20 protein-coding genes are annotated in these 24,331 nt (G+C 49.9%); 18 read left to right on the plus strand and 2 right to left on the minus strand.

What is annotated here, in order from left to right:
• From MYS68_RS37825 to MYS68_RS37850, 6 genes are all read left to right on the plus strand, one after another.
• A complete protein-coding gene (locus MYS68_RS37825) occupies window positions 1-2,175 on the plus strand; it encodes a malate synthase G (protein ID WP_248930675.1) in 2,175 nt (724 codons plus the stop codon).
• A 460-nt stretch (window positions 2,176-2,635) separates the two neighbouring features.
• The gene (locus MYS68_RS37830; RefSeq protein WP_248930676.1) at window positions 2,636-3,598 is read left to right on the plus strand and encodes an ABC transporter permease; all 963 of its coding nucleotides are present in this window, start codon (window positions 2,636-2,638) and stop codon (window positions 3,596-3,598) included.
• A 22-nt stretch (window positions 3,599-3,620) separates the two neighbouring features.
• Window positions 3,621-4,502, plus strand: a complete 882-nt coding sequence (locus tag MYS68_RS37835) for a carbohydrate ABC transporter permease (RefSeq protein WP_248930677.1) — start codon at window positions 3,621-3,623, stop codon at window positions 4,500-4,502.
• Window positions 4,503-4,562: 60 nt separating this feature from the next.
• A complete protein-coding gene (locus tag MYS68_RS37840; RefSeq protein ID WP_248930678.1) occupies window positions 4,563-6,074 on the plus strand; it encodes an extracellular solute-binding protein in 1,512 nt (503 codons plus the stop codon).
• A 73-nt stretch (window positions 6,075-6,147) separates the two neighbouring features.
• Window positions 6,148-8,427, plus strand: a complete 2,280-nt coding sequence (locus MYS68_RS37845; protein ID WP_248930679.1) for an AraC family transcriptional regulator — start codon at window positions 6,148-6,150, stop codon at window positions 8,425-8,427.
• A 23-nt stretch (window positions 8,428-8,450) separates the two neighbouring features.
• Window positions 8,451-9,563 (plus strand): glycoside hydrolase family 88/105 protein, encoded by a 1,113-nt coding sequence (locus MYS68_RS37850; protein WP_248930680.1) that lies wholly within the window; start codon window positions 8,451-8,453, stop codon window positions 9,561-9,563.
• Between the two features lie 101 nt (window positions 9,564-9,664).
• On the opposite strand, the gene MYS68_RS37855 is transcribed toward MYS68_RS37850, so the two are convergent.
• A complete protein-coding gene (locus MYS68_RS37855) occupies window positions 9,665-10,588 on the minus strand; it encodes a LysR family transcriptional regulator (protein WP_248930681.1) in 924 nt (307 codons plus the stop codon).
• A 136-nt stretch (window positions 10,589-10,724) separates the two neighbouring features.
• Here MYS68_RS37855 and garD point away from each other — a divergent pair, with 136 nt between their 5' ends.
• The 7 genes from garD (at window position 10,725) to MYS68_RS37890 (ending at window position 18,713) form a co-directional block, all read left to right on the plus strand.
• The gene (garD, locus tag MYS68_RS37860) at window positions 10,725-12,254 is read left to right on the plus strand and encodes a galactarate dehydratase (RefSeq protein ID WP_275983656.1); all 1,530 of its coding nucleotides are present in this window, start codon (window positions 10,725-10,727) and stop codon (window positions 12,252-12,254) included.
• 28 nt (window positions 12,255-12,282) lie between these two features.
• Window positions 12,283-13,176, plus strand: a complete 894-nt coding sequence (dapA, locus tag MYS68_RS37865; RefSeq protein ID WP_248930682.1) for a 4-hydroxy-tetrahydrodipicolinate synthase — start codon at window positions 12,283-12,285, stop codon at window positions 13,174-13,176.
• A 34-nt stretch (window positions 13,177-13,210) separates the two neighbouring features.
• Window positions 13,211-14,092, plus strand: a complete 882-nt coding sequence (gene garR, locus MYS68_RS37870) for a 2-hydroxy-3-oxopropionate reductase (protein ID WP_275983657.1) — start codon at window positions 13,211-13,213, stop codon at window positions 14,090-14,092.
• Between the two features lie 322 nt (window positions 14,093-14,414).
• Entirely contained in the window at window positions 14,415-15,350 is a 936-nt protein-coding gene (locus MYS68_RS37875; RefSeq protein ID WP_248930683.1) for a dihydrodipicolinate synthase family protein, read from the plus strand.
• Window positions 15,351-15,477: 127 nt separating this feature from the next.
• Window positions 15,478-16,482: a LacI family DNA-binding transcriptional regulator gene (locus tag MYS68_RS37880; RefSeq protein ID WP_248930684.1), complete on the plus strand. Its 1,005-nt coding sequence runs from the start codon at window positions 15,478-15,480 to the stop codon at window positions 16,480-16,482.
• A 96-nt stretch (window positions 16,483-16,578) separates the two neighbouring features.
• Window positions 16,579-17,982, plus strand: a complete 1,404-nt coding sequence (locus MYS68_RS37885) for an MFS transporter (protein WP_248930685.1) — start codon at window positions 16,579-16,581, stop codon at window positions 17,980-17,982.
• 89 nt (window positions 17,983-18,071) lie between these two features.
• On the plus strand, window positions 18,072-18,713 hold the full coding sequence (locus MYS68_RS37890) for a fumarylacetoacetate hydrolase family protein (protein ID WP_248930686.1): 642 nt from the start codon (window positions 18,072-18,074) through the stop codon (window positions 18,711-18,713).
• Window positions 18,714-18,727: 14 nt separating this feature from the next.
• Here the strand turns inward: MYS68_RS37890 and MYS68_RS37895 are convergent, their stop codons facing one another.
• Window positions 18,728-19,327 (minus strand): P-loop nucleotide/nucleoside kinase family protein, encoded by a 600-nt coding sequence (locus MYS68_RS37895; RefSeq protein WP_248930687.1) that lies wholly within the window; start codon window positions 19,325-19,327, stop codon window positions 18,728-18,730.
• 214 nt (window positions 19,328-19,541) lie between these two features.
• Here MYS68_RS37895 and MYS68_RS37900 point away from each other — a divergent pair, with 214 nt between their 5' ends.
• From MYS68_RS37900 to MYS68_RS37920, 5 genes are all read left to right on the plus strand, one after another.
• Window positions 19,542-20,336 carry an IclR family transcriptional regulator gene (locus tag MYS68_RS37900; protein WP_248930688.1) on the plus strand — a complete coding sequence of 265 codons (795 nt, stop codon included), beginning with the start codon at window positions 19,542-19,544 and terminating at the stop codon, window positions 20,334-20,336.
• A gap of 17 nt (window positions 20,337-20,353) precedes the next feature.
• Window positions 20,354-20,992, plus strand: coding sequence for a bifunctional 2-keto-4-hydroxyglutarate aldolase/2-keto-3-deoxy-6-phosphogluconate aldolase (locus tag MYS68_RS37905; protein WP_248930689.1), 639 nt, complete (start codon window positions 20,354-20,356; stop codon window positions 20,990-20,992).
• 191 nt (window positions 20,993-21,183) lie between these two features.
• Window positions 21,184-22,524 (plus strand): ABC transporter substrate-binding protein, encoded by a 1,341-nt coding sequence (locus tag MYS68_RS37910; RefSeq protein WP_248930690.1) that lies wholly within the window; start codon window positions 21,184-21,186, stop codon window positions 22,522-22,524.
• A gap of 24 nt (window positions 22,525-22,548) precedes the next feature.
• The gene (locus MYS68_RS37915; protein WP_248930691.1) at window positions 22,549-23,427 is read left to right on the plus strand and encodes a carbohydrate ABC transporter permease; all 879 of its coding nucleotides are present in this window, start codon (window positions 22,549-22,551) and stop codon (window positions 23,425-23,427) included.
• Between the two features lie 3 nt (window positions 23,428-23,430).
• Window positions 23,431-24,246, plus strand: a complete 816-nt coding sequence (locus tag MYS68_RS37920) for a carbohydrate ABC transporter permease (protein ID WP_248930692.1) — start codon at window positions 23,431-23,433, stop codon at window positions 24,244-24,246.
• The last annotated feature ends 85 nt before the right edge of the window (window positions 24,247-24,331 follow it).

The following is a 24,331-nucleotide window of genomic DNA, read 5'->3' on the forward strand; positions in this document are numbered from 1 at the left end:
ATGGAACAATACGTTAAAGTAGGGAATCTGCAGGTTGCTTCTGAGCTGCACCGGTTTATTTGCTCGGAAGCATTGCCCGGAAGCAGGGTGGACGAGGGGCGGTTCTGGTCCGATTTGGAACGGCTGATCGCCGACTTGGCGCCTAAAAATAAAGCGCTGCTGGCCAAACGGGATGAACTTCAAAATCGGATCAACGAATGGCACCGGAAAAACGGGGAGAACTATGATTTTAACGAATATAAGTCGTTTTTAAACGAAATCGGGTATTTGGAGCCGGAAGCGGGAGATGTGCAGATTACGACGCAAAATGTGGATGACGAAATCGCGTTTCAAGCCGGCCCGCAGCTCGTCGTGCCGGTCAATAATGCCCGCTACGCGCTTAACGCGGCGAACGCCCGCTGGGGAAGCCTGTACGACGCCCTGTACGGAACCGATGCGACGGATGACGAGGGCGGAGCCGAGCGAACGGGTGCATACAACCCGATCAGGGGCGGGAAAGTTATTGCGTATGCGAAAAGCTTTTTGGATCGGGCGGTGCCGCTAACCGAGGGGTCTCATGAGGAAGCCGTTCGTTATTCGATTGAAGAAGGGCAGCTTTCCGTTTCGCTGAGCAGCGGGAAAAAAGCGGGATTGAAAGAAACCTCCAAGCTTGCAGGTTATCAAGGCAGACCGGAAGAGCCGACATCGATTCTCTTTATAAACCATGGGCTGCATTTTGAAATCCAAATCGACCGCCGTCATCCGATCGGCCAAACGGACAAGGCGGGCATTAAAGATATTCTGATGGAAGCGGCGCTTACCACAATTATGGATTGCGAAGATTCCGTAGCGGCGGTGGATGCCGAAGATAAAGTATCGGTATACCGCAATTGGCTGGGGCTGATGAAAGGAACTTTATCCGCGACCTTCACGAAAGGCAATCAATCGATAACCCGAACGCTTCATCCGGATCGCCAATATACGTCGCCTTCGGGAGAGGAGTTCAGTTTGCCCGGGCGTTCGCTGCTGTTTGTTCGCAATGTCGGACATCTGATGACGATCGATGCGGTACTGGACCCGAATGGGCAGGAAATTCCCGAAGGGATTTTGGATGCGGTCGTGACCAGCCTTATCGCCAAACACGATCTGCTGAAAAATAGTCCGTTCACGAATTCTTCCAAAGGCTCCATCTACATCGTGAAGCCGAAGATGCACGGATCGCAGGAGGTCGCTTTTGCCGGAGAGCTGTTCGATCGGGTGGAAGACATGCTCGGCTTGGAGCGCAATACGATCAAAATCGGGGTCATGGACGAAGAACGCCGCACTTCTCTTAATTTGAAAGCCTGCATCCGGGAAGTGAAGGATCGCATCGTGTTTATCAATACCGGTTTCCTGGATCGAACCGGGGACGAGATGCATACCTCGATGGAAGCGGGGCCTATGATCCGCAAAAACAATATGAAATCGGCGAAGTGGCTGCAGGGCTACGAGCAATCCAACGTAAGCATCGGGCTGGCTTGCGGGCTGCAGGGCCGCGCCCAGATCGGCAAAGGGATGTGGGCGATGCCCGATCTTATGAAGGAAATGCTGAAGTTGAAGATCGCTCAGCTTGAAGCCGGCTGCAATACGGCATGGGTGCCGTCGCCGACGGCGGCCGCGCTGCACGCGCTCCATTATCATCAAATCGATGTAAAGGCGGTGCAAAACCGGTTAAAGCAAAACAATCGGGACTACCGCGACGATATTTTGGCCATTCCGGTGGAAAAGAACCGAAATTGGAGTCCCGAAGAGATTGCGCAGGAGCTGGACAACAATGCCCAAGGCATCCTCGGCTATGTCGTTCGCTGGGTGGAGCAGGGAATCGGCTGCTCGAAGGTACCGGACATTAACAACGTAGGACTGATGGAGGACCGGGCCACCCTGCGAATTTCCAGCCAGCATATGGCAAACTGGCTGCATCACGGGATTTGTACAAAAGATCAGGTCATGGAAACGATGAAACGCATGGCCAAAGTGGTCGACGAGCAGAACGCCGGCGATCCGGCTTATCGGCCGATGGCCGAAGATTACGATCGTTCTGTGGCGTTTCAAGCGGCCTGCGAGCTGGTATTCGAAGGATACAATCAGCCGAACGGCTACACGGAGCCTATCCTTCACCGCAGACGCAAGCAATTTAAGGCGATGGTGAAGGCCTAAACCGCAAAGGGTATGGATGGAGAAAGCATGTTGCCTCGGCAGCATGCTTTTTCTCCTATATTCAAGGAAGAACGACCAGCCAGAAAAGCCCTGCCTAACAAGCTGACGCCGGTACTCAAACCGAGTCAGCTTGTTTCATTTTCTTTACGGGACGGCATTTGTTGTAAAATGCGGACAGTCATACCGGATCGTCCATCACTTTTTTTCTCTTAACCCTTGAATCATCAAAAATAAACCGATAATCATTAAACAAACGCCAACTATCGCAATATCGCGAAAATCAGGCAGGTTAAGAAAGTATAATCGCTTTGCAAAACATGATAGCAGCCTCTGTTTCCCCTTATTCTATAGGCCCCTATGCGTTTGGTTCGATTCGTACTATTGCCGGTAGCGGGTTTGAAAATTTATGATATGAAGCGTGATCGATCCGCACAGTATGAATTCAGTCAGGGGGACGACGATGAAGGAATCGCAAGTAAACCGGTTGCAATTAAGTCACAATAAGTTCATTCTAAAGAAGTCTTTGTTCGTTCGGGATGTCATCCGGGATCGCTGGCTGTACGCGATCTTATTACCCGGATTTCTTTATTTTGTCATCTTTAAATATGTACCGATGGCAGGGTTGGCGATGGCGTTTGAGGACTATAAACCCCATCTCGGTTTTATGGGCAGTCCTTGGGTCGGGTTCAAGCATTTTGAACGTTTCTTCACAGAGCCGCAGTTTTGGGAGCTTTTTCGCAACACGCTTTTGTTAGCCGTATATAATTTGCTGTTTTTCTTTCCGATTCCTATCGTTTTAGCGCTCATGCTGAATGAAGTCCGGAATCAGGTGTTCAAACGGTTTGCGCAGACGCTGCTTTATTTGCCCCATTTTGTTTCCTGGGTCGTTGCGGTAGGCATTTTTTACATTTTATTTACGACCGAAGGCGGAATTGTAAACGAATACATTCGTCAGTTGGGGCTGGAGAAAATTCCGTTCCTGCTGAGCGAGGACTGGTTCAGACCGATGATTATCGGCCAATCCATTTGGAAGGAAGCCGGTTGGGGGACCATTATTTTTCTTGCCGCGCTCTCCGGGGTGGATCTTCAGCTGTATGAAGCGGCCCGCATGGACGGGGCAGGCCGCTGGCGCCAGCTCTGGCACATTACGCTGCCCGCCATTCGCAGCACGGTCGTTATTTTGTTTATTCTTCGCTTAGGCAGCTTTCTCGATACGGGCTTCGAGCACATCTTCTTGATGCTGAATTCCATGAACCGGGAAGTCGGGGAAGTGTTCGATACGTATGTTTACACGAAAGGTTTGACACAAGGCCAGTACAGCTACAGCGCCGCGGTAGGATTGTTTAAGTCCCTGGTAGGGCTCGTCCTCGTGCTGCTGTCCAATTGGATTGCGAAAAAATTCGGCGAGGAAGGCGTTTATTAAAGCTTGAAGAGGTGACTCACACATGCCAACAGAAGACAAAAATTGGAGCAATCGATTGTTTCACACGCTGAATTATTCCGCATTGCTTCTGGTTTCGATTATCATGTTTATTCCCTTCCTGTACATCGTCTCCGTGTCGTTTGCCGCGCCGGAGGAAGTTGTCAAGGGCGGTTTGCTGCTCTTCCCGACCCACTTTACGCTGGGGGCTTATAAATATATTTTTTCAACGGATACGATGGTCCGCAGCATCCTGGTTTCGATATATATTACGGTATTCGGCACGTTCATCAATCTGCTGCTGACCTCGCTTACGGCCTATCCGCTGGCAAAAGGGTACTTGCGGGGGCGCCGGACTTTTCTGATTATGGTGTTGATTACGATGCTGTTTAGCGGAGGAATGATCCCGACTTATTTTGTCGTCAAGGCCTTCGGGATGATCGACACCTACTGGTCCTTAATGATTCCGGGAGCGATCAGCGCGTTTAATTTGATCGTTCTGAAAAACTTTTTTCAGCAAATACCCGACGGGTTGGAGGATTCGGCCAAAATCGACGGCTGCCACGACATAGGCATTTTGTTTCGCATCGTCATCCCTTTATCTATGCCGGCCATGGCCACCTTCGGACTTTTCTATGCGGTAGGACACTGGAATGCGTTCTTTAATGCGATTATGTATATCAACGATTCCCAGAAGTTCCCCGTACAGGTCATATTGAGGCAAATTATCATATTGTCGCAGGACCAAATCGGTGATACGGCGTCGCAGCAGGACCCGACCGACTATTTGCCGCAGACGATTCGTATGGCGTCGATCGTAATTGCGACGATCCCGATTGCGCTGGTGTATCCGTTTTTGCAGAAGCATTTTGCCAAAGGGGTGCTTTTGGGTTCGGTCAAAGGTTAATTTTTCTTCTTTGGCATTCACCGTTTTATATATTATATTGAGTCTTGGAGGGGTACGGAAATGAAAAAACGATTCAGTGTTTTGGCGGTTTCCTTGCTGACGGCGGCTGCGCAGTTAACGGGCTGCGCAGCCGGGAACGGCACGGCAAATGTGCCGGCGCAGGATGAACAACAGCAGCTCGAGGTGACGATAGCCACACCCCAAATAGGGGAAGCGCCGAAAAAAGGCAATGAAATCGAGCAGGCTATCGAAAAATATACGAATACCAAGCTGAACATTCAATGGATACCGGCCGCCGCGTTCGAAGATAAGAAAAACATCATGCTGGCATCCAGCGAATTGCCCAAAGCGTTTAAAATTACATGGAATGCCACTACGTTAAACGCCATTCAATCGGGAATATTTTGGGAAATAGGACCACTTTTGAAAGATTATAAAAATTTGTCCGCGTTAAATCAGCTCTATTACGACAATATCAAGGTGGACGGCAAGCTTTACGGGCTGCCGCTGTTCAGAGACATCGGACGGGCGGGGATCACCTACCGGAAGGATTGGTTTGACGCCCTGGGCTTGAAGCCTCCGGTCACTTTGGACGATTGGTATAACGTTTTGAAAACGATTGCGGAGAAGGATCCGGATAAGAACGGGCAAAACGATACGTACGGCATTTTCCTCGACAAGTCGTACAACGATCCGGCGGCAAGCAGCTCCTTCCTGACCCGATTGGCTGTATCGCAAGGCGCTCCGAACAAGTGGGGGGTCGAAGACGGAAAGCTTGTGCCTGAATTTATGACGAAGCCGTACCTGGATTCGATGAAGCTGCTTCGCCGGCTCTTTCAGGAAAAGCTGATCAATCAAGACTTTTCGGTTGTGCAGCTGGCCGATGCCGACAACAAATGGAACGTGGGGAAAGTCGGGATTCGGGTCAATACCGTTGCGTCGGCGGCCGCTACTTCGCAGGAAAATCTGAATAAAGCCGTACCGAACGGCGTTGTGGACATCGCGCCCTACAAGGGGCCTTCAGGCAATCGTGTACCCGCCGAACCGGGCAATAACGGCTTCTTCGTTTTCCCGAAGTCAAGCGTAAAGACCGAAAATGAGCTCAAGCGATTGCTGGCATTTTTCGATAAGCTTTTGGAACCGGAAATGTCGACTTTGTTGACCAGAGGAATTGAGAACAAGCATTATACGAAAACCTCCGACGGAAAAGCGCAGTTTAAAGATTTGGCTCTGTTCAATCTGGAAGTCAAGCCGTATCGCGACAGTTTGCCGTCCTTCGAGGTGACCGGAACCGGGCTGCCTTTGAGCATGACGGATTTGCAAGCCAAAGGGTGGAAGGTCGTTGCCGATAATTTGCCCAACGTCGTCAAAAATCCGGCATTGACTTTGAACTCCGGCACTTACTCGGAAAAGGGCAATGAGCTGGACACGATGATTCGCGACGCACAAACCAAATTTATTATGGGAAAAATCGACGAAGCCGGATGGCAGGCGGAAGTGAACAGATGGAAAACGGCCGGCGGAGATAAGCTCATCGAAGAATATACGGCGGAATATGCCAAAAAGAAGTAAGCAATCCTCTACCGGGCATTCTGATATAATAAGGTGATGGCGAAGCCTTCATGCGAAAAAAGGAGCGGTTTCCATGCCTAAATTTTTATATCGGCTGCTCGTCTTTTCTCTTTTGCTCAGCGCCATTCCCGTCGGTTGCATAGGATTTTTCTCCTACTACATGGCTTCCAGGGATGTCGGAGAAAAGGTAAGCGAGGGGAATGAGCAAATTTTGCTGCAAAACCAGATGCGAATTGAGCAGATTCTGAAAAATGTGGAGATGGGGGCAGTACAATATATCAACTCGTCGGTGGCAAGGGATTATTTATTCGCCGGCTTGCGCAGCGACGACTTTGAAAAGATCAACAATTTGTCCAAGGGGCTGTACAATTTGCATTCCCTTGCGGGCGTGACGGACACGCGGTTGATTAATTTGGAGCATGGCTGGATGATCAGCAAGCTTGGCTTTACCTCCTCCGATGAGCTGGGGGACCCGCGGCTGCTGAGCGAGTATGCCAAGCGTCCGCAGAACTTGTTTTGGCTGGCCTCCGTTGCCAAACCGGTCTCATCGGATATGGAGGGCGGCTTGTCCGGCGACGATGCGATCCGGCTTGTCGTCAAACTGCCGATGATCGCTGCCGCAGGCGCGCCCAAAGCACTGCTGATTATCGATTTGTCCGAAGAATCTTTACTGAGCAATTTGACAAAAAACAGTCAATTCGGAACCATTTATGTGTTAAATCGGGAACGGGAACCGTTCCTGACGAGCTTCGGCAGCGCAGATGAGCTCCAATCCTCCATACTGCAGCGGATGCATGCCGCGACGGACCCGGAAGGAGCTTTTGCAACCGGCGGTATGGAGGTCAATTACAAAGTTTCGTCGTATAACGGCTGGTCGTATGTCTCTGTAGTATCGATCAAAGAGATCACGAAGGCAACGAAAAAAATCGCTCTTCTGACGTTGTCTGTTTGTTTGATTATTTGCGTTATCGTCGCTCTCGCCGCTTTCTACGGCAGCAGCCGTATGTACAGACCGTTCCGCCGGCTGTTTATGATGCTTGAGCAATTCGGCGAAGGGGAGCTGCAGAACAAAAGGCAGGACGAATTCAAGTTGATCGAGGAGCGGTTTTCCTCTCTGTTCAGCACCAGAAACCAGCTCCAGCAGCAGCTTCAAGTTCAACACAGACAAGTAAAGGAGTTTTTCTTGCTGAAGCTGCTCATGGGCCAAGTGTCGGAAAGCGAATTTACGTACAAGTATGAAACTTATGGCTTTGGAGAGAAGGGAAAGGCGCTCGGAGTGCTCGCCCTGCAAATCGATTCGTTAACGGACACCCGTTACTTGGAAAGCGATAAAGAGCTGCTGCTGTTTGCGATAAATAATATAGTCGGCGAATTGATCCCAAGCGGCCGGATTTTGGGCACGCTGCTCCTGGATCAGTCCCAGGTTACTTTGCTTTTGGGGGATTCGGAGCATCCGGAAAAGCTGAAAAACGATTTCTACCGAACGGCTGAGCTGATCCGATCGAAAGTGCATGAGCTGCTTCAGCTCAAGATCAGCATCGGCATAAGCCGCCCGTTTCACAGGTACACCCATGCTATGGACGCCTACTCCGAAGCGCTGGAGGCCCTCAAACGGAGAATCAGTCTGGGAAATGAGTTAATTTTAAGTTATGAAGATATCGACACGGTTCCGAGGGGGGGCGGCCAGCCCGCCGCATCCTGGAACCATTTCGAAGAAAGCCTGCTGCAATGCATGAAAACAGGCGATTCGGCAGGGGCTTTCGAATTTTTTAATCAGTATACGGCTTCCATATTGGACAATGGCGTAACGTTTAACGATTTTCAAAACCTGATGCTGCAGCTCATCTCCAAGGTTTATCAGCTCATTCAGCAGCAGGGAGGTACTTTGGACGGGCTGATGGGGACCAAATCGGTCATGAGCCGGTTTATGAAATTGAATACGGCGGAGGAAATCATCACGTGGTTCAAGACGGAGCTGATTCCGTCTTCAGTATCCTTTCTGCAAGGGCGCATCGATTCCCAGTACATTAACATCGCCCATCAAATGGTGGAGCTTATTCACAAGAAGTACGATCAGGATATTACGCTCGAGTCGTGCAGCGAGCAATTCCGTTACCATCCGGTTTATTTAAGCCGAGTGTTCAAAAAAGAGATCGGAATGACGTTTATCGATTATTTGACGAATTATCGAATGGATATGGCCAAGATGTGGCTCAGGGATAGCAATATGAAGATTTCGGAAATTGCCGAGCGGCTGAGTTACAGCAATTCCACGGGATTTATCCGTACCTTTCGGAAAGCCGCGGGCATGACTCCGGGCCAATATCGCGAGAACCATACGCGAACGCAATAATTGCCGGCAGGGAGGCGCATCGGTTGAACTATGCATTGGTAGATAAACTGAAGGAACAATACATGTATAGTACCAAATGGTACTCGATAAGATGGCATTATATCGAAGGATGCATTTTAAAAGCGTATTTGGACAGCTATAGGCAATCCGGCCGCGAACAGGAGTATCTCTTTGTAAAAGGCTTTATAGACCAGTTGTTCGATGAGCGGGGGACAATTCCGGAAATTCGGACGGAAAGCTATAATATCGATCAAATCCGCATGGCCGACATCTTGTTTACTCTCTACGAGAAGGAGCAAGAGCCCAAGTATAAAAAGATGATCGATTTGCTGTACCAACAGCTGGCCTCGTACCCGAGAACGGAATCGGGATCGTTCTGGCATAAAGAAAACTATCCTTTTCAGGTATGGCTGGACGGTCTGTACATGGGGCAGCCGTTCTATGTGCGCTATATCAAGCAGTTCGCCAAGACGGGGGATTTCACGGACCCCTTGCAGCAGTTCCAAAATGTACGCCGTTACATCTACGACGGCGCCAAACGGTTATACCGCCATGCTTATGACGAGAGCCGAAATATGTTCTGGTGCGATAAAACGACAGGACAATCGCCGAATGTATGGCTGCGCGCTATCGGTTGGTACGCGATGGCGCTGGTTGATGTGCTGGAGCTTCTGGAGGGTGAGACTGCGGATAACGCGTTCCTTGTCTCTTATCTCAAAGAGCTGGTTGACGGCATGCTGCCGTACAGACATAGCGACGGCATGTGGTATCAGGTCGTGGACCGGGGAGATTTCGCAGGAAATTATTTGGAAACCAGCGGAACGTTGATGCTCGCTTATTCCATACTGAAGAGCACGCGGCTCGGTTATTTGCCGAAGGAGTATGAACCATACGGAATCCAGTCGTTCCAAGGGACAATAGACCGTTATCTGAGAGAAGAAGCCGGCGAAGTGCTCTTGGGAGGCATATGCCGCAGCGCCGGGCTTGGAAAGAAGCCGGAAACGGGACAAATGCGCGACGGCAGCCTGGAGTATTACGTCTTCGCCGAGCAAATCGTAGATAATAACGGTCACGGCGTCGCTCCGCTGCTGATGGCTTACAATGAAGTCAAGATGACGGAAGAGGGCCGGCAATAAATCGACAGCCGGCTGATTTTTGTGGATAACCGGGGGCTCCCCCAAAAGTACCAGGAATAGGCTGCAAAGGTTCACTTCACTTTTGGGGGATTTTCTCTGCATTATCCATAAATGCCTTTCAATCTCTTGGACCAATAGTCGATTGAAAAGGCGATCAGATCTTGAGCCGGCTTGCTCAGGTAGCTATCCTTTTTATAGCTGGCGGCTATTTCCCATACCGGATTTTGTGGAAGCGAGAAATACGATACATGGGGACTCGGCTTGGCATAAGAGATGGGAAAAACGGAGCAGCAGATGCCTTCGGCGACCATTTCGTACAACGTTTGACAGCTTCTGGTTTCCAATAAAATGTGGGGGGCGATCCCTTCTTCGGCGATCAGCCGATCATAGATTTCGCGAAGCGTGGAGCCTTTTCTCATGATGGCGAAAGTATCGTTTTCGAAAAGCTTTAACCTGGTTTGGGGGAGCGTTCCACCGAGCGTTCCGCCTGCATGGGCCAGAGGATGAGCTTTAGGGACTCCCAAAATAATCGGCTCCGAGCCGACATGAACATAATGATCGCTTGTTTTCTGCCAATCCTGAAGAGTTAGAAAGCCGATGTCAAGCTTGCCCTGGGCGATTTCGTGCTGCTGTCTTTTTACCGGCACCTCAACCGGCTCTATTTTTATGTCGGGATACTTTTTATAAAAGAGAGGATATATCGCCGAAAACATTTCCGTACCGCGCTCGGGGGTCAGGCCGACGCTCAAGGTGCCTTCTTTGATTTGAATCAGATCTTTGATCCGGTTGTAGGTGTCCTTTTTGATGAGCAGCATTTGCTTGGCGTTTTCAATATAAATTTTGCCGGCCTGCGTCAAATGCCAATTGTTTCTGGAGCGGACGAAAAGGGGCGTTCCGATCTCTTTCTCCAGCTTCAGCAGCTGCTGGTTTAGGGCAGACTGGGTAATGAACAGTTTTTCCGCCGCCTTCGTGATATTGTTTTCTTCCGATATTTTAACGATATATTCGAGTTGCTTTAAATCCACGCCGCCCTCCCCTTTCGTTACTCTTAATTTAATTAAGAGAAGTATAATTATTATCACTTTTACTTTATGATGTTTTCAGATTACGATATTTATGTGAAGAGATCAAGTCATGAGGAGAGCCGGGAGGTAAATTGCCATGTCGAAACAACCATCGGAAAATCCGGTTTATATTAAGGTCAACCCCAAGGACAATATTGCGATCATAGTGAATGCGGGAGGGCTGCCGAAAGGTACGGTGTTTCCTTGCGGGCTTGAGTTAATCGGACATGTTCCGCAAGGGCATAAGGTGGCCTTGACGGATATTCCTCAAGGCGCAGCCATTATTCGTTACGGCGAAGTGATCGGACATGCGTCTCAATTGATTCCGAAAGGCGGTTGGATCGACGAGTCGCTTGTTCAACTGCCCGACCCGCCACAGCTGGAGGAATTATCGATCGCAAGCAATGTGCCGCAAACGCTTCCTCCTTTGGAAGGGTATACATTTGAAGGCTATCTGAATGAAGACGGCAGCGTCGGAACGAAAAATATTTTGGGCATAACGACCAGCGTGCAATGCGTTGCCGGTGTGCTGCAGTATGCGGTAAAACGAATTAAAAACGAACTGCTTCCCCGCTTTCCGAACGTCGAGGATGTTGTAGCATTAACCCATACTTATGGCTGCGGAGTTGCGATCAACGCACCCGACGCGGTCATTCCGGTACGAACCATTCAAAATCTCGCCCAAAACCCGAATTTTGGAGGAGAGCTTATGGTCGTCGGACTCGGCTGCGAGAAGCTGCTTCCTCAGCGATTGGTGCCGGACGGGGACGCGGGCAGTATCGTTTCCTTGCAGGACAGTCACGGGTTTATACCGATGGTGGAGGCCATCATGGAGATGGCGGAAGCCCGGCTTGAGAAATTGAATCGCCGAAAGCGCGTCACCTGCCCTGCATCCGGCTTGGTCGTCGGCCTGCAATGCGGCGGAAGCGACGCATTCTCGGGGGTGACGGCGAATCCGGCAGTCGGGTACGCCGCGGATTTGCTTGTACGGGCCGGCGCAACCGTGCTGTTCTCCGAAGTCACGGAGGTAAGGGATGCCATTCATTTGTTGACGCCGCGGGCGGTTAACAAGGAAGTCGGGCAGGCTTTGATTCGCGAGATGCAGTGGTATGACGATTATTTACAGAGAGGTTCGGCGGACCGAAGCGCGAATCCTACGCCCGGGAATAAGAAAGGCGGCTTGGCCAATATTGTCGAAAAGGCGCTTGGATCCATCGTGAAGTCGGGCACAAGTCCGATTGCCGGCGTGCTGGGTCCGGGCGAGAAGGCTGCGGAGAAGGGGCTTATTTTCGCGGCAACACCTGCCAGCGATTTTGTTTGCGGGACTTTGCAGCTGGCATCCGGCATCAACTTGCAAGTATTTACAACAGGAAGAGGCACGCCGTACGGTTTGTCCATTGCCCCTGTCATTAAGGTGTCGACAAGAAATTCGTTGGCGGAGCAATGGCACGATCTGATCGACCTGAATGCCGGCACCATTGCAACGGGAGAGTCCACCATTGAAGAAGTCGGCTGGGAGCTGTTCCGTCTCATCCTGGATGTCGCCAGCGGAAGAAAACAAACGTGGGCGGACCATTGGGGAATCCACAACGATTTGGCGTTGTTTAACCCTGCACCGGTAACCTGATTGAAAAACAAAAAAGGATGTGGAGCGAATGGATACGACATGGATTCGCGGGGTCATTCCGCCTATCGTGACCCCGGTGGATGAAGCGGAATGCGTGGACGAAGATAAGCTTAGAGGCGTCGTCGAGCACGTGCTGGCCGGCGGAGTGCATGGGATTTTATCGCTTGGCAGCAACGGCGAGTTTTACGGGCTTGACCGCGAGCAGCAGGAAAGGGCCGTTCGCACGACGGTCGAACAGGTTAACGGACGAGTTCCGGTATATATGGGCATAGGCGCAATCACCACCAAAGAATGCGTGCGGCTCGCCCAAATGGGAGAGGCTCATCGAGTTCAGGCGTTAACGGTCCTGCCCCCGATGTTTCTTACTCCGAACGAGGAGGAGCTGTACCGGCATTTCCGCCAAATAGCGGAAGCCACGGCGCTTCCCGTGCTGCTCTATAATAATCCCGACCGGGTGGGAAACAATATTTCCGCCAATTTGCTGGAAAGACTGGCCGATATTCCGAATTTGGTCGGGATCAAAGACAGCAGCGGAGATATGACGTTAACCGCAGAATACATTCGCAGAACCAGAAATAAAGGATTTAAAGTCATGGCGGGCCGGGACGTGATGATATTGGGTTCGTTGGTCTACGGAGCTGTCGGTTGTGTCGCTTCCACAGCCAATATTGTGCCGGCTCTTGTTGTGGAAATTTATGATAAATACATGAAGGGCGATCTGCAGGGAGCGCTAGAGGCTCAATTCAAGCTGGCCCCGCTGCGTATGGCCTTCAATCTGGCGAGCTTCCCTGTCGTTACCAAAGAGGCGATGAATTTGATCGGGGTACCGGTAGGCGCTTCGATTCTTCCCAACACGGAGGCGTCCGAGACGAATCGCAATAAATTGAAAGCGATTTTGAAGGAAATGGGCGCATTGCAATGATGTATAATATGAAAAATTTGGAGGGAGCATAAGTATGAAAGTAGGTTTTATTGGTCTTGGTATTATGGGCAAACCGATGAGCATGAATTTGATCAAAGCCGGTTATGAACTGGTGGTTCTTGAGAAAAATAAAGCCGCTGCCGATTTGATTGCAGCGGGAGCGGCGGCCGCCGCGACGCCCAGAGCGGTCGCGGAGCTGGCGGACATCGTCATAACCATGCTTCCGAATTCGCCTCAAGTACAAGAAGTCGTCTTGGGAGCGGACGGTATTATCGAGGGTGCCAAGCCGGGAACGGTTGTTATCGATATGAGTTCCATCGCACCGCTCGTCAGCCGGGAGATCGCTTTGAAGCTGGCCGAGAAGGGCATCGAGATGCTGGATGCTCCGGTTAGCGGCGGGGAGCCGAAAGCCATTGAAGGCACGCTCTCGGTCATGGCGGGAGGCAAACAGCACGTGTTCGACCAATGCTATGACGTCATGAAGGCGATGGCGGCCTCTGTCGTTCGTACCGGCGACATCGGATCGGGCAACGTAACGAAGCTGGCCAACCAGATCGTTGTAGCGCTCAACATTGCAGCGATGTCGGAGGCTTTTGTTTTGGCAAGCAAAGCAGGGGTGCAGCCGGAAGCGGTATATCAGGCGATTCGGGGAGGGCTCGCCGGCAGCACCGTACTGGATGCCAAGGCGCCGCTCGTGATGGACCGCAAGTTTGACCCGGGCTTCCGCATCAACCTGCATATCAAAGACTTGAATAATGTTCTGGAAACCTCGCACGAGGTAGGAGTTCCGCTGCCCTTAACGGCCAGCGTAATGGAAATGATGCAGGCATTAAAAGCGGATGGTTTGGGAGATTGCGATCATGGAAGTTTAATTCAATTTTATGAAAAGCTGGCCAAGGTTGAAGTGAAACGGTGATTGGACGCTTTAATTTAAAGGAGCCCTTGAATTCAAGGGCTTTTTTGACGTTTTGGAAGCATAATCGTTGTCTTTTGAACGATTATGCTCTATTTGTTTTGGGAGACTCGTGTGGATGGAAATTGTTACGATAAACTTAAACGTTTACTTTATAGAAGATCAAACATTCACTTTAAATCCCATTATTTACAACGTATTTATTCATAAAATGCAACTTATTTTGTGAATTTTAAAAAATAATTGACACATAATGCGCTTACATTGTATTATCATAAACGTAAACGTTTACTATATTTTAAATTGTGTTGAGGAGGATCTTCAAATGAAAAACAAAGCAAAGTGGAGTGGAGTATTTCCGGCAGTTCTTATTCCTTTTACGGATGATTACACCATCGATGAAGCGGCATTTCGTAAATTGGTAAGCTGGGTAGCAAGTCATAAAGGAATCAATGGGATTGTCGTAAACGGACATACGGGAGAAATAATGACCTTGCTTCCCGAAGAACGTGCGGAGGCTGTCCGCATTGCCGCCGATGAATTAAAAGGTCGTATTCCTGTCATTTCCGGAGTATCCGCCGAGGGAACGATCGAGGCTATCCAACATGCACAAGCGGTTGAAAAGGCGGGAGGGGAAGGAATTCTTCTAATGCCTCCGCATTCATGGTTGAGATTTGGCATGCAGCCGGAATCGCCCGTTCAATTTTTTAAAGATGTAGCCGCTGCGATTAATATCGCTATTGTAGTTCACCAATATCCAACATGGACAAAAACATCCTATAAAACAAATCAATTACTGCAAATGGCTGAAATACCGAATGTAGTTTCATTTAAAGTTGGTCAAAGGGACATGGCCCAGTATGAAGTGGATGTCAGAGCTTTGAAAAAACATGCCCCGGAAGTTTCGATTTTAACTTGCCATGATGAATATTTGCTCCCAACCTTAATTCAAGGTATTGACGGTGCGCTTGTCGGTTTTGGATGTTTCGTACCGGATTTGATTGCACAATTAGTGGAAGCGGTTAAACATAAAGATCTCGTCGCAGCCAACGAAGTGTACGACCGCATCTTTGAATTGAAACATGCCGTATACAAAATGGATGAGCCATCTTCCACTTCCCACTTGCGTATGAAAGAAGCCATGTATCAACGCGGATTAATCAGCAGCTCCCTGGCCAGGCGTCCGGTTTTGCCTTTGACGCAGCAAGAGAAAGAGGAAATTCGTCAAGGGTTACTAAAAGTCGGGTTAATTAACGGTTAACTAAAACGCATGGAAAATGGTAGTGGCCTGAGGAATTCTTCTGCCGCTACCAATCTATAGCATTTAGGCGGGTCTGGTGTATAATTACAATTATAAAATCTATACTGGACCCGCGGAGGTATGCAACTTGACTGTCAGCATAAAAGATGTGGCGCGTGCAGCAGGGGTTTCCATTGCTTCCGTATCACGCGTATTAAGCGGTAAACCCGGTGTCGGTGCGGATACGGCGGACCGGATTCGTAAAGTAATTGAAGAAATGGACTATCGCCCCAATCTGGGAGCCAGAGGATTGGCGAAGCGAACTACAGGAAATATTGCCGTTGTGGTTCCGAGGGGCTCGTTCATTCTAAATAACCCGTTTTTTTCAACTACTATAGAAGGTATAGCCAAAGGTATCGATCAAACAGACTATAATTTGCTCATGTCGTTTACTTCAGCACAACAAAAACGATTGCTGGAAACCCAATCTGTGGACGGTGTTATTCTTTTTTCTCCTCGTAACGAGGAACTAAGTTTGGAATGGCTGATCAGCATCGGTCTGCCTATTGTTGTAGTGGGAAGTTATTTGGAAGAATCGCCATTCCCTTGTGTACGTCCGGACGACGAGGATGGGATAAGACAAGCGGTGGCCGCTCTTTATCAATTGGGACATCGAAACATCGGGATCATCAATGGTCCGATGAGCTCCATGCATAGTGTAAGGTGTTTGAAAGGATACCAAAGTATGATGCAGGAACTCGGATTGGACTATTCATCTAAAAATATGTTTGAGATCGATGAATTTGATGTGTTTAAAGCAACTAAAGGGGTGTCCGCATTTTTAAATGAGCGCAGAGATATCACCGGAGTTGTATGCGCTTCGGACTACTTGGCAATAGGCGTGATAAAAGCCGCCAAGACGATAGGGTTAAGGGTACCGGAAGATTTATCGGTTATAGGTGCTGATGATGTTCCAATTTCTGAATTTATAACACCTTCTTTATCGTCCGTTCATGTGGATTTGGTTGGTATTGGCAGAAGAGCAACTTCAATACTGCTCGATATGATTCAAGGGAAGCAAATTAGAAAAAAAGACGTGGTGTTCAAAATGGAATACATAAATAGAGAAACAACAGCTGCAAAAAAAGATTAAGCTCTTATAGAGCAAATGTCTTTTTTGCGGCTAATGAAAACGCTTACATTCAATGGTTTCAATTCTTTAAATATCCCCTGTTTAAGGAGGGTTAAAATGAATGTAGAATTGAACAAAAATGTCGTGGGAGTTTCTGAGGAAGTCAACCATAAAAAAGAAGATTCCCATCTATCGAATGTTGCTTCAGATCTGATTGCTCGCATGGAAAGTATTCCGTTTTCCCGCTGGCACATTAAGCCAAGGGTGGTTATGGGCAGCGCCACGTTTTTCGATGCTTTCGACGCATTATCTCTTGCCTTTGTTTTACCGGTATTGATTGGACTGTGGAAGCTCACGCCGGGGCAAATCGGAATTATCATTGGTGCCGGGTACCTTGGGCAAGCCATTGGCGCAATATTTTTCGGATGGCTGGCGGAGCGGTTTGGACGATTATATAGTGCAAAATATACCGTCTTTTTAATGTCTGTGATGTGCATTACATGTATGTTTGCGGGCAATTTTAACACTCTGCTTCTGTTTCGATTTGTGCAAGGGATCGGAATTGGCGGTGAAGTTCCGGTTGCTGCGGCCTATATCAACGAGCTTTCGCGGGCTCATGGGCGAGGGCGCTTCTTCATGCTGTATGAGCTCATTTTCCCGCTTGGACTCATGATTAGCGCGCAAGTCGGAACCTTGGTGGTTCCCAGCTTGGGCTGGAAGTGGATGTTCTTGATCGGAGGAGCCGGCGGGTTGGTCGTTTTCTTGCTGTTGTTTACTTTACGCGAGTCTCCCCGCTGGTTGATTTCAAAAGGCAGATTTGAAGAAGCCGATCGCGTTATTAAAGAGATCGAAGCGAGCACTGATAAACGCATTCCCGTGACGATTACCGCACCGCAATCGGTCGCCAAAGGCAATTGGAAAGAATTATTTTCTTCCTTTTATCGAACCAGAACATTGGTCGTATGGACATTGTGGTTTTCCGCATATTTTGTCTCTAACGGATTAAATAATTGGCTCCCGAGCTTGTACAAAACAGTATACCATCTTCCCTTGGAGGAATCTTTGCGCGCGGCTTCGATCTCAAATATGATACAAACCGCTGCCGTTGTTGCTTGCGCATTTCTGATTGACAGGGTTGGCCGTAGAAATTGGGCAATTACTGCATTTATCGTTGCATGCATTTTGCTCAGTATGCTTTGGGTGAACGGTGCCGAGACCGCTGAAAGCGTAATGTACCTTGGATCATCCGCTTATGGCGTAATAGGGACGATTACGGTACTGCTTTACTTGTATACTCCCGAAATATATCCAACCCGGATAAGGGCTATTGGCACAGCGTTCGCAACAGCCTGGTTGCGTCTCGCTTCCGCGATTGCGCCAACTATTGTAGGGTTTGTGCTGGGTGCTAAAGGAATTGCATCGGTTTTTCTGCTTTTTGCGGCTGTTGGCGTTATTGGTGCATTACTTGCTTTACGAATGATTGAAACGCGTGAAAAAATGCTGGAGGACATTGCCCCATAGGTAGAAGATCCAGCCGGTACTTAAGATATTCTAAAAGACCCTTCCGCGGGTCTTTTTTTAAACAATAAGCGAAATGAGGCTGTGATACAATGACACTCAAATCGATCGGAAACGTATATTGTGTGGTTCGCAACTACAGTTTGCATACTGCGGAGTCGGGTAACGCAGTCCCGGAAAGTCCAATGGTTTTTTTAAAGCCGACATACTCTGTGGTGGATATGGGCGAAGGCGAGATCGGGCTTCCGGGTGATCAGGGAGAAGTGCATTACGAAGCCGAGCTGGTGCTGCGAATCAGCCGGACGTATAGGCCGGGCTTGCCGGTAGATGAGCTGGTGGATGCGATGACATTAGGAATCGACTTTACGCTGCGGGAAGTCCAGACCAAAATGAAATTAAAAGGCTACCCCTGGCTGCCCGCCAAAGGGTTCTTGAATTCAGCGCCGATCGGCAAATGGCGGCCGTTTCCCGGGGCTGAGGCCGTCGCAACCGGAGAATTCATTCTGTACCGAAACGGCGAAATCGCTCAACTCGGACGCCCGTCCGATATGATTTTCGAGCTGCAGAAACTGATCGATTTTATCGGAACCCGTTTTGGTTTGGGCGAAGGTGATATCATCTTTACCGGTACCCCTTCCGGAGCAGCGGCGATAGCCGATGGCGATTTATTTGAACTGTTCTGGGGAGAAGAGCCGATTGGCAAGTTTCGTTCAACGCTTCGTCCAACCTTGTAGGGTAAGCCGTGTAATTACTCGTCTTTACGGTGCCGCTGTTCCCTGATTTTCTCAAACCAGTTATGAAGGTTTACCTCGTCCGGGGCGGCGGCGGAGTTATCGAACCGAAATATCTCAATCCCATCCCACAAGCATTGTTTCTCTTGAACGCTTTGCACATATTCGTCCCAGTGAGCAAGCTTCCACGCGTCTCTTTCCAAGCCGCGCAAGCGCAATCTCTCCTTCAGCACGGGGAAGTCGACGGTAACCTGGAGCACCAGCGGATGTACATGCTCCCAGCCGTAGCGGCTTTTCAACTCCACAATGTAGTCTTTATTCGAAAAATACTTAATAAAAGGGGCATCGAGTATGACGGATAATCCGAGCTCCAGATTGGAATTTGCGACATCAAGCAAGGTTCGGTATTCAAGTTCCATGACCGTATCCTGATAAAAATCACAGCCGTCCCGGTCAAAAGGGGAATATCCGTTGGATTGCAGCAGCATGCCGGTAAAGTGATTGCACACCGTATCTTTATCCAGATAAACCAGATTGTATTTGGCCGCAAGCAGCTTACCGGCCGTGGATTTGCCGGATCCGGCGGACCCGATTAAAAAAATGACAGCAGGCTTCAAGCGAGTTCCTCCAATCGAACGATTTAAGGTGGTTCGCATATACGAACTTATTTCGGCTAATTGAACGATGTGTATTGAATATACTTGTTTTATTTTGCATTTTCAATAATTGAAATAATGCCCATGTTATTTTATACTAAATACTGTTCGTCATATCGAATTAAGTTCGCATATGTGAACTTTGGAATAATCACTTATTAGAAACGGAGGTACCATGGAAAAATTTCGCGTGAACAAATCGGCCGACCGGGCGTTGGATGTTCTGGTTTTGTTTGCTCAAAGCAATGTCCCGCTCACTTTAAACGAAATATGCATGAGCCTGAATATGCCCAAGAGCAGCGGGTTCGAGCTGATCCAGACGATGCTGGCCAAACGGTTCATCGAACTCGACGACCCGAGGGTGAAGACGTACCGTTTAGGACTTGCGGCATTCGAAACCGGCATGGCTTATTTATCCAACCTGGAGATCACCCATCTGGCAAGGCCTGTCCTGCAGGAGCTGAACAGACAAACCGGAAGCACCGCTTTTCTCGGTATGGAGGACAAGGGGAATGTCGTCTACCTGGATAAAGCCGAAAATCATTCCGTGATGAGACCGACCGCGAAGCTCGGTTCCAGACGGAATCTGCATACTACCGGTTTGGGCAAAGCGCTGCTCGCCGCCATGCCTCTCGAGAAGGTGCGATATATGTTCAGCGACGGGGAAATCGCAGGGAAAACCCCTTATTCCAAGGTCACGTTGCCGGACATCCTGGAGGATATTCGGCAAACCCGTTTGCGCGGGTACTCGATCGACGACCGTGAGGACAATCTCGAAATGTATTGTATCGGCTCAGCCATATTCGATCAATCGAACCAGGCGGCAGCGGCCGTCAGCGTGGCAAGCGTTTCCTCCGCCATGACGCCCGAGCGCGAGCAGGCGATTGCGAGGCTGGTTACCGAAGCGGCCTTGAAGATTTCCAGGCAGCTCGGTTATGTCGGAGAACGGTTGTACATCAATCTTGAATAGTGAGGAGAATATCATAGATGTGGAGAAAACTGGACAATTTGAATAAAATATCCGAAACGGGCGTTGTGCTCATCATTCGTTCCGATAGCGACAAGGAGGCATTGGCTGTTGCCGAGGCCGCCATCGAAGGCGGGATTGCCGTGCTGGAAATTACGATGAGCGTGCCGAATGCGCTGCAAGTCATAGGCGCTTTGTCTGCAAAATATAAGGATGTCTTGATCGGAGCCGGCACGATTTTGGACGGTGAGACAGCCCGGGCGGCCATCCTTGCCGGGGCCGAACTGCTCGTAAGCCCGCAGCTGAATCCGGATATGATCAAAGTGGCCAACCGGTATCAGGCGGTTACGATGAGCGGGGCTTATACTCCTAAAGAGGTGTACGAAACGTTGGAAGCCGGCGCGGATATTGTGAAGCTGTTTCCGGCGGAGGTGGGAGGACCTGCCTACGTGAAAGCGATCAAAGCTCCGTTGTCGCAGGCGCCGATTGCGCCGACGGGCGGCGTTACGCCGGACAACGTTCATGAGTGGCTGAACGCCGGCTGCGTAGCGGTTGGCGTAGGCAGCTATATTTCCAAAGCGGCCGGAAAAGAAGCGGATTACCGCAAAGTGACCGCTGCGGCAAAGGAATTTCTGCAGGCCGTTGCGAAAGCCCGCTAATCTCCGATAGCGGCGCCGGCGGATCCAAAGTCCCGAGGAACGTTTCCTTCGGGACTTTTCCTGTTGTTGAGCCCGGAAAAAAGAATCGTGTTAAATTTCTGTAGGGAAAGTTAAATTGTTATCATATCTTCCTTCTGGAATGCCGTATTACAATCTAATCGTAGACAGCCATTACAGGGAGGTTGAAAGAGATGTATCCAAACAGATTAAAGAAAATCATTGCCGTAACGGCCGGAGTATCCGTCTTGGGCTCTATGCTTGCAGCCTGCGGAGACGCCGGAGCAGGCGACAAAGGCAAAGACGCCGCATCGGGCGAAGCCGGCGCGAAACCGTTTGCCGGTAAAAGAATTACCGCTTATTTGGGCAATACCGGAACGACGGACATCATCAAAGCCCAGTTGCCCGAATTTGAAGCAAAAACGGGCATGAAGGTGGAAATTCAAAACTTCGCCAACGACCAGCTCAGCCAGAAGATCACGGTTCAAATGACTTCGGGAAGCGCCGAACCGGATGTCGCCATGATCCGTCCGGCGCAGGAAGTGAAGCTGTTTAACAAGAACGGCTGGATGCAGCCGCTGGACGAATACGTCAAGAAAAACCCGGGCTTCGAGTTTGAAGATTTGACCAAAGCGGCTCTGGACTCGACAACCGACAACGGCAAAGTCGTCGCCATCCCGATGGTGACGGAGCAGGCGATGTTCTACTACCGCAAGGATTTGCTGGAGAAAGCCGGATTATCCGTACCGAAAACATTGGACGAGCTTGAAGCGGCCGTGAAGAAGCTGCATGATCCGGCGAACGGCATTTACGGTTTTGTCGCGAGAGGGCAGAAAGCCGCACTGGTTACGCAGCTGTCCTCCTTCATCTACTCGGAGGGGGGAGACTTCCAGAAAGGCGATACGGCAGCGGTCAATACGCCCGAGGCGCTGAAGGGAATCAACCGGTACGTCAATCTGCTGAAAAATTACGGCCCTCCCGGGGTGCTGAACATGGACTGGCCGCAAGCGCTGGGTGTTTTCTCGCAAGGCAAGGCGGCGTTCTTCACCGACACGAGCTCGATTCTTCCAAGCGTCATCGACAAAGATAAATCGACCGTTGTCGATAAAATCGGCTATGCCATGTTCCCGGCCGGTTCGGCGGGATCGAAACCGTACAACAATACGGCTTGGGGCATGATGATGAATGCGAGGACGGCAAACAAAGACGCGGCATGGGCATTTATCGAATGGGCGACGGGCAAGGAGATCATGACCAAGGCGCAGGCTATGGGCGTTCCGGGGGCGCGCAACTCGATCTGGAACGATCCGGGCGCGAACGCGAAATTCCCTAAAGAGTTCATTCCGATTATCCAGGAATCCATTAAAGCTGCCGTAGGCCACGACCGGCCGATGGTGATCAATGTCGGCGAAGCGCGCGACATGATCGGAGATGTCGTTGTGAAAGGGATTTTGAACGAAGACGTGAAGACGGCGGCCGACAAGGCGAATAAGGATTTTCAGGCGCTGATCGATAAAGAGAAAAGCAGCAAATAATCGAAACGGGAGAGAGTGGAGAACATGCGTACAGGCTGGTTGGATAGAAATATCAAGTGGGCCTTCACCTTGCCGGCAGTTTTATTCGTCTTGATCATGATGGCCTTTCCGATCGCATATACGTTCCGGACCAGCTTCTACAATTGGAGTATGTCTGCGGCCAACCCATCGACATGGGTTGGTCTGGACAACTACAGGATCCTGCTGTCGGAGCAAAGATTTTGGAATGCGGTCGGCTCCACCTTCTACTTTACGGGACTGGCTTTGGCTTTGGAAACCGTATTGGGTACGGCCATCGCTTTGGTGCTGTACAGAAATTTCGCAGGCAAAAATGTGGCCAAAACGCTGTTCCTTCTGCCGATGGTGGCTACACCGGTGGCGATGGGGCTCGTATGGCTGCTCATTTACGAGCCGTCCATCGGCGGTGCGAACGCCTTCCTCCAGCTGTTGGGCCTCAAACCGGTCGATTGGCTCGGAAACCCCAAAAACGTAATACCTTCGTTAGCTATTGTCGACATTTGGCAATGGACGCCAATGATCAGCTTGATCGTCATGGCCGGATTATCGACGCTGCCTCATGAACCTTATGAAGCTGCGGACGTCGATGGAGCCACCGGATGGCAGAAGCTGACGCAAATTACGCTGCCGCTCGTTCGGCCGACGATTATGGTTGCCGTCATGCTTCGGCTCATCGATGTTTTGAAAACCTTTGACATTATATATTCCACCACCCAGGGCGGGCCTGGGAACGCCTCGGAAACGTTGAACATCTATTCGTACGTGCAGGGCTTCCAATATTTCAAGCTGGGAATGGCTTCCTCGCTGCTCGTGATGTTTTTTATGCTTGTTATGGGGCTTACCCTGATCTTTATCTGGATGCGTAAGCGATTGGGGGTACAATAAAAAATGGAGCAACAAGCCAAGTCCTCGAAGACGATTACGGTTCTGGCCTGGTTGATTGTGCTGGCGTTCTCCATGCCGTTCATCTGGATGATTCTTGCCTCCTTCAAAACACAGGCTCAGATCATGTCGCCGGCCCAAACCTTTATTTTTAAACCGACGCTCAAAAATTATTCGGCTGTATTCGAGCAATACAACTTTATCAAATATATTACGAACAGCTTGATCGTGGCCATCGGATCGACCTTGGGCTCTTTGCTGCTCGGTCTGCCGGCCGCCTATGCGATTGCCCGTTACCGTTTGCAGGGGCTCGGTCTGCTGCTGCTCGTGGCAAGAATTATACCGGCTATTACGTTCCTGATTCCATGGTTTATTTTGTTCAGCCAAATGAAGCTGATCGACACTTACATCGCACTGATCCTAAGTCATATGCTGGTCGGAATGCCGTTTATCGCATGGATCATGATTTCGTTCTTTGATGCATTGCCGCTGGAAATTGAAGAAGCGGCTTTGATCGACGGCTGCAGCAAGCTGAAAGTGTTTCTGAATATCGTGCTTCCGGTTTCGGGGCCGGGGATCATTACCGCCTCGCTCTTGTCCGTCATCTTCTCATGGAACAATTTCATGTTCTCGCTTATATTGGCCGGCGAGAAAACGAAGACGCTGCCCGTAGCGGTATTCAACTTCATCTCTTATTCCGATGTGAACTGGGGCGGCTTGATGGCGGCGGCTTGTATCATCACCCTGCCGGTTCTCGTCATCTCCCTGGTGGCGCAGCGCTACATCGTCAGCGGTCTGGCTGCGGGCGCGGTCAAAGGATAAGGTTTTATGCGCAGACGGTCTGTTCCCGTAGCTGCCCGCGGTGTTATGATGGAATAGCCTATCATTTAACGGCGAAGGAGCTTGG

It is taken from the genome of Paenibacillus hamazuiensis (genome assembly GCF_023276405.1).
GTDB classification, from domain to species: Bacteria; Bacillota; Bacilli; order Paenibacillales; family NBRC-103111; genus Paenibacillus_AF; species Paenibacillus_AF hamazuiensis.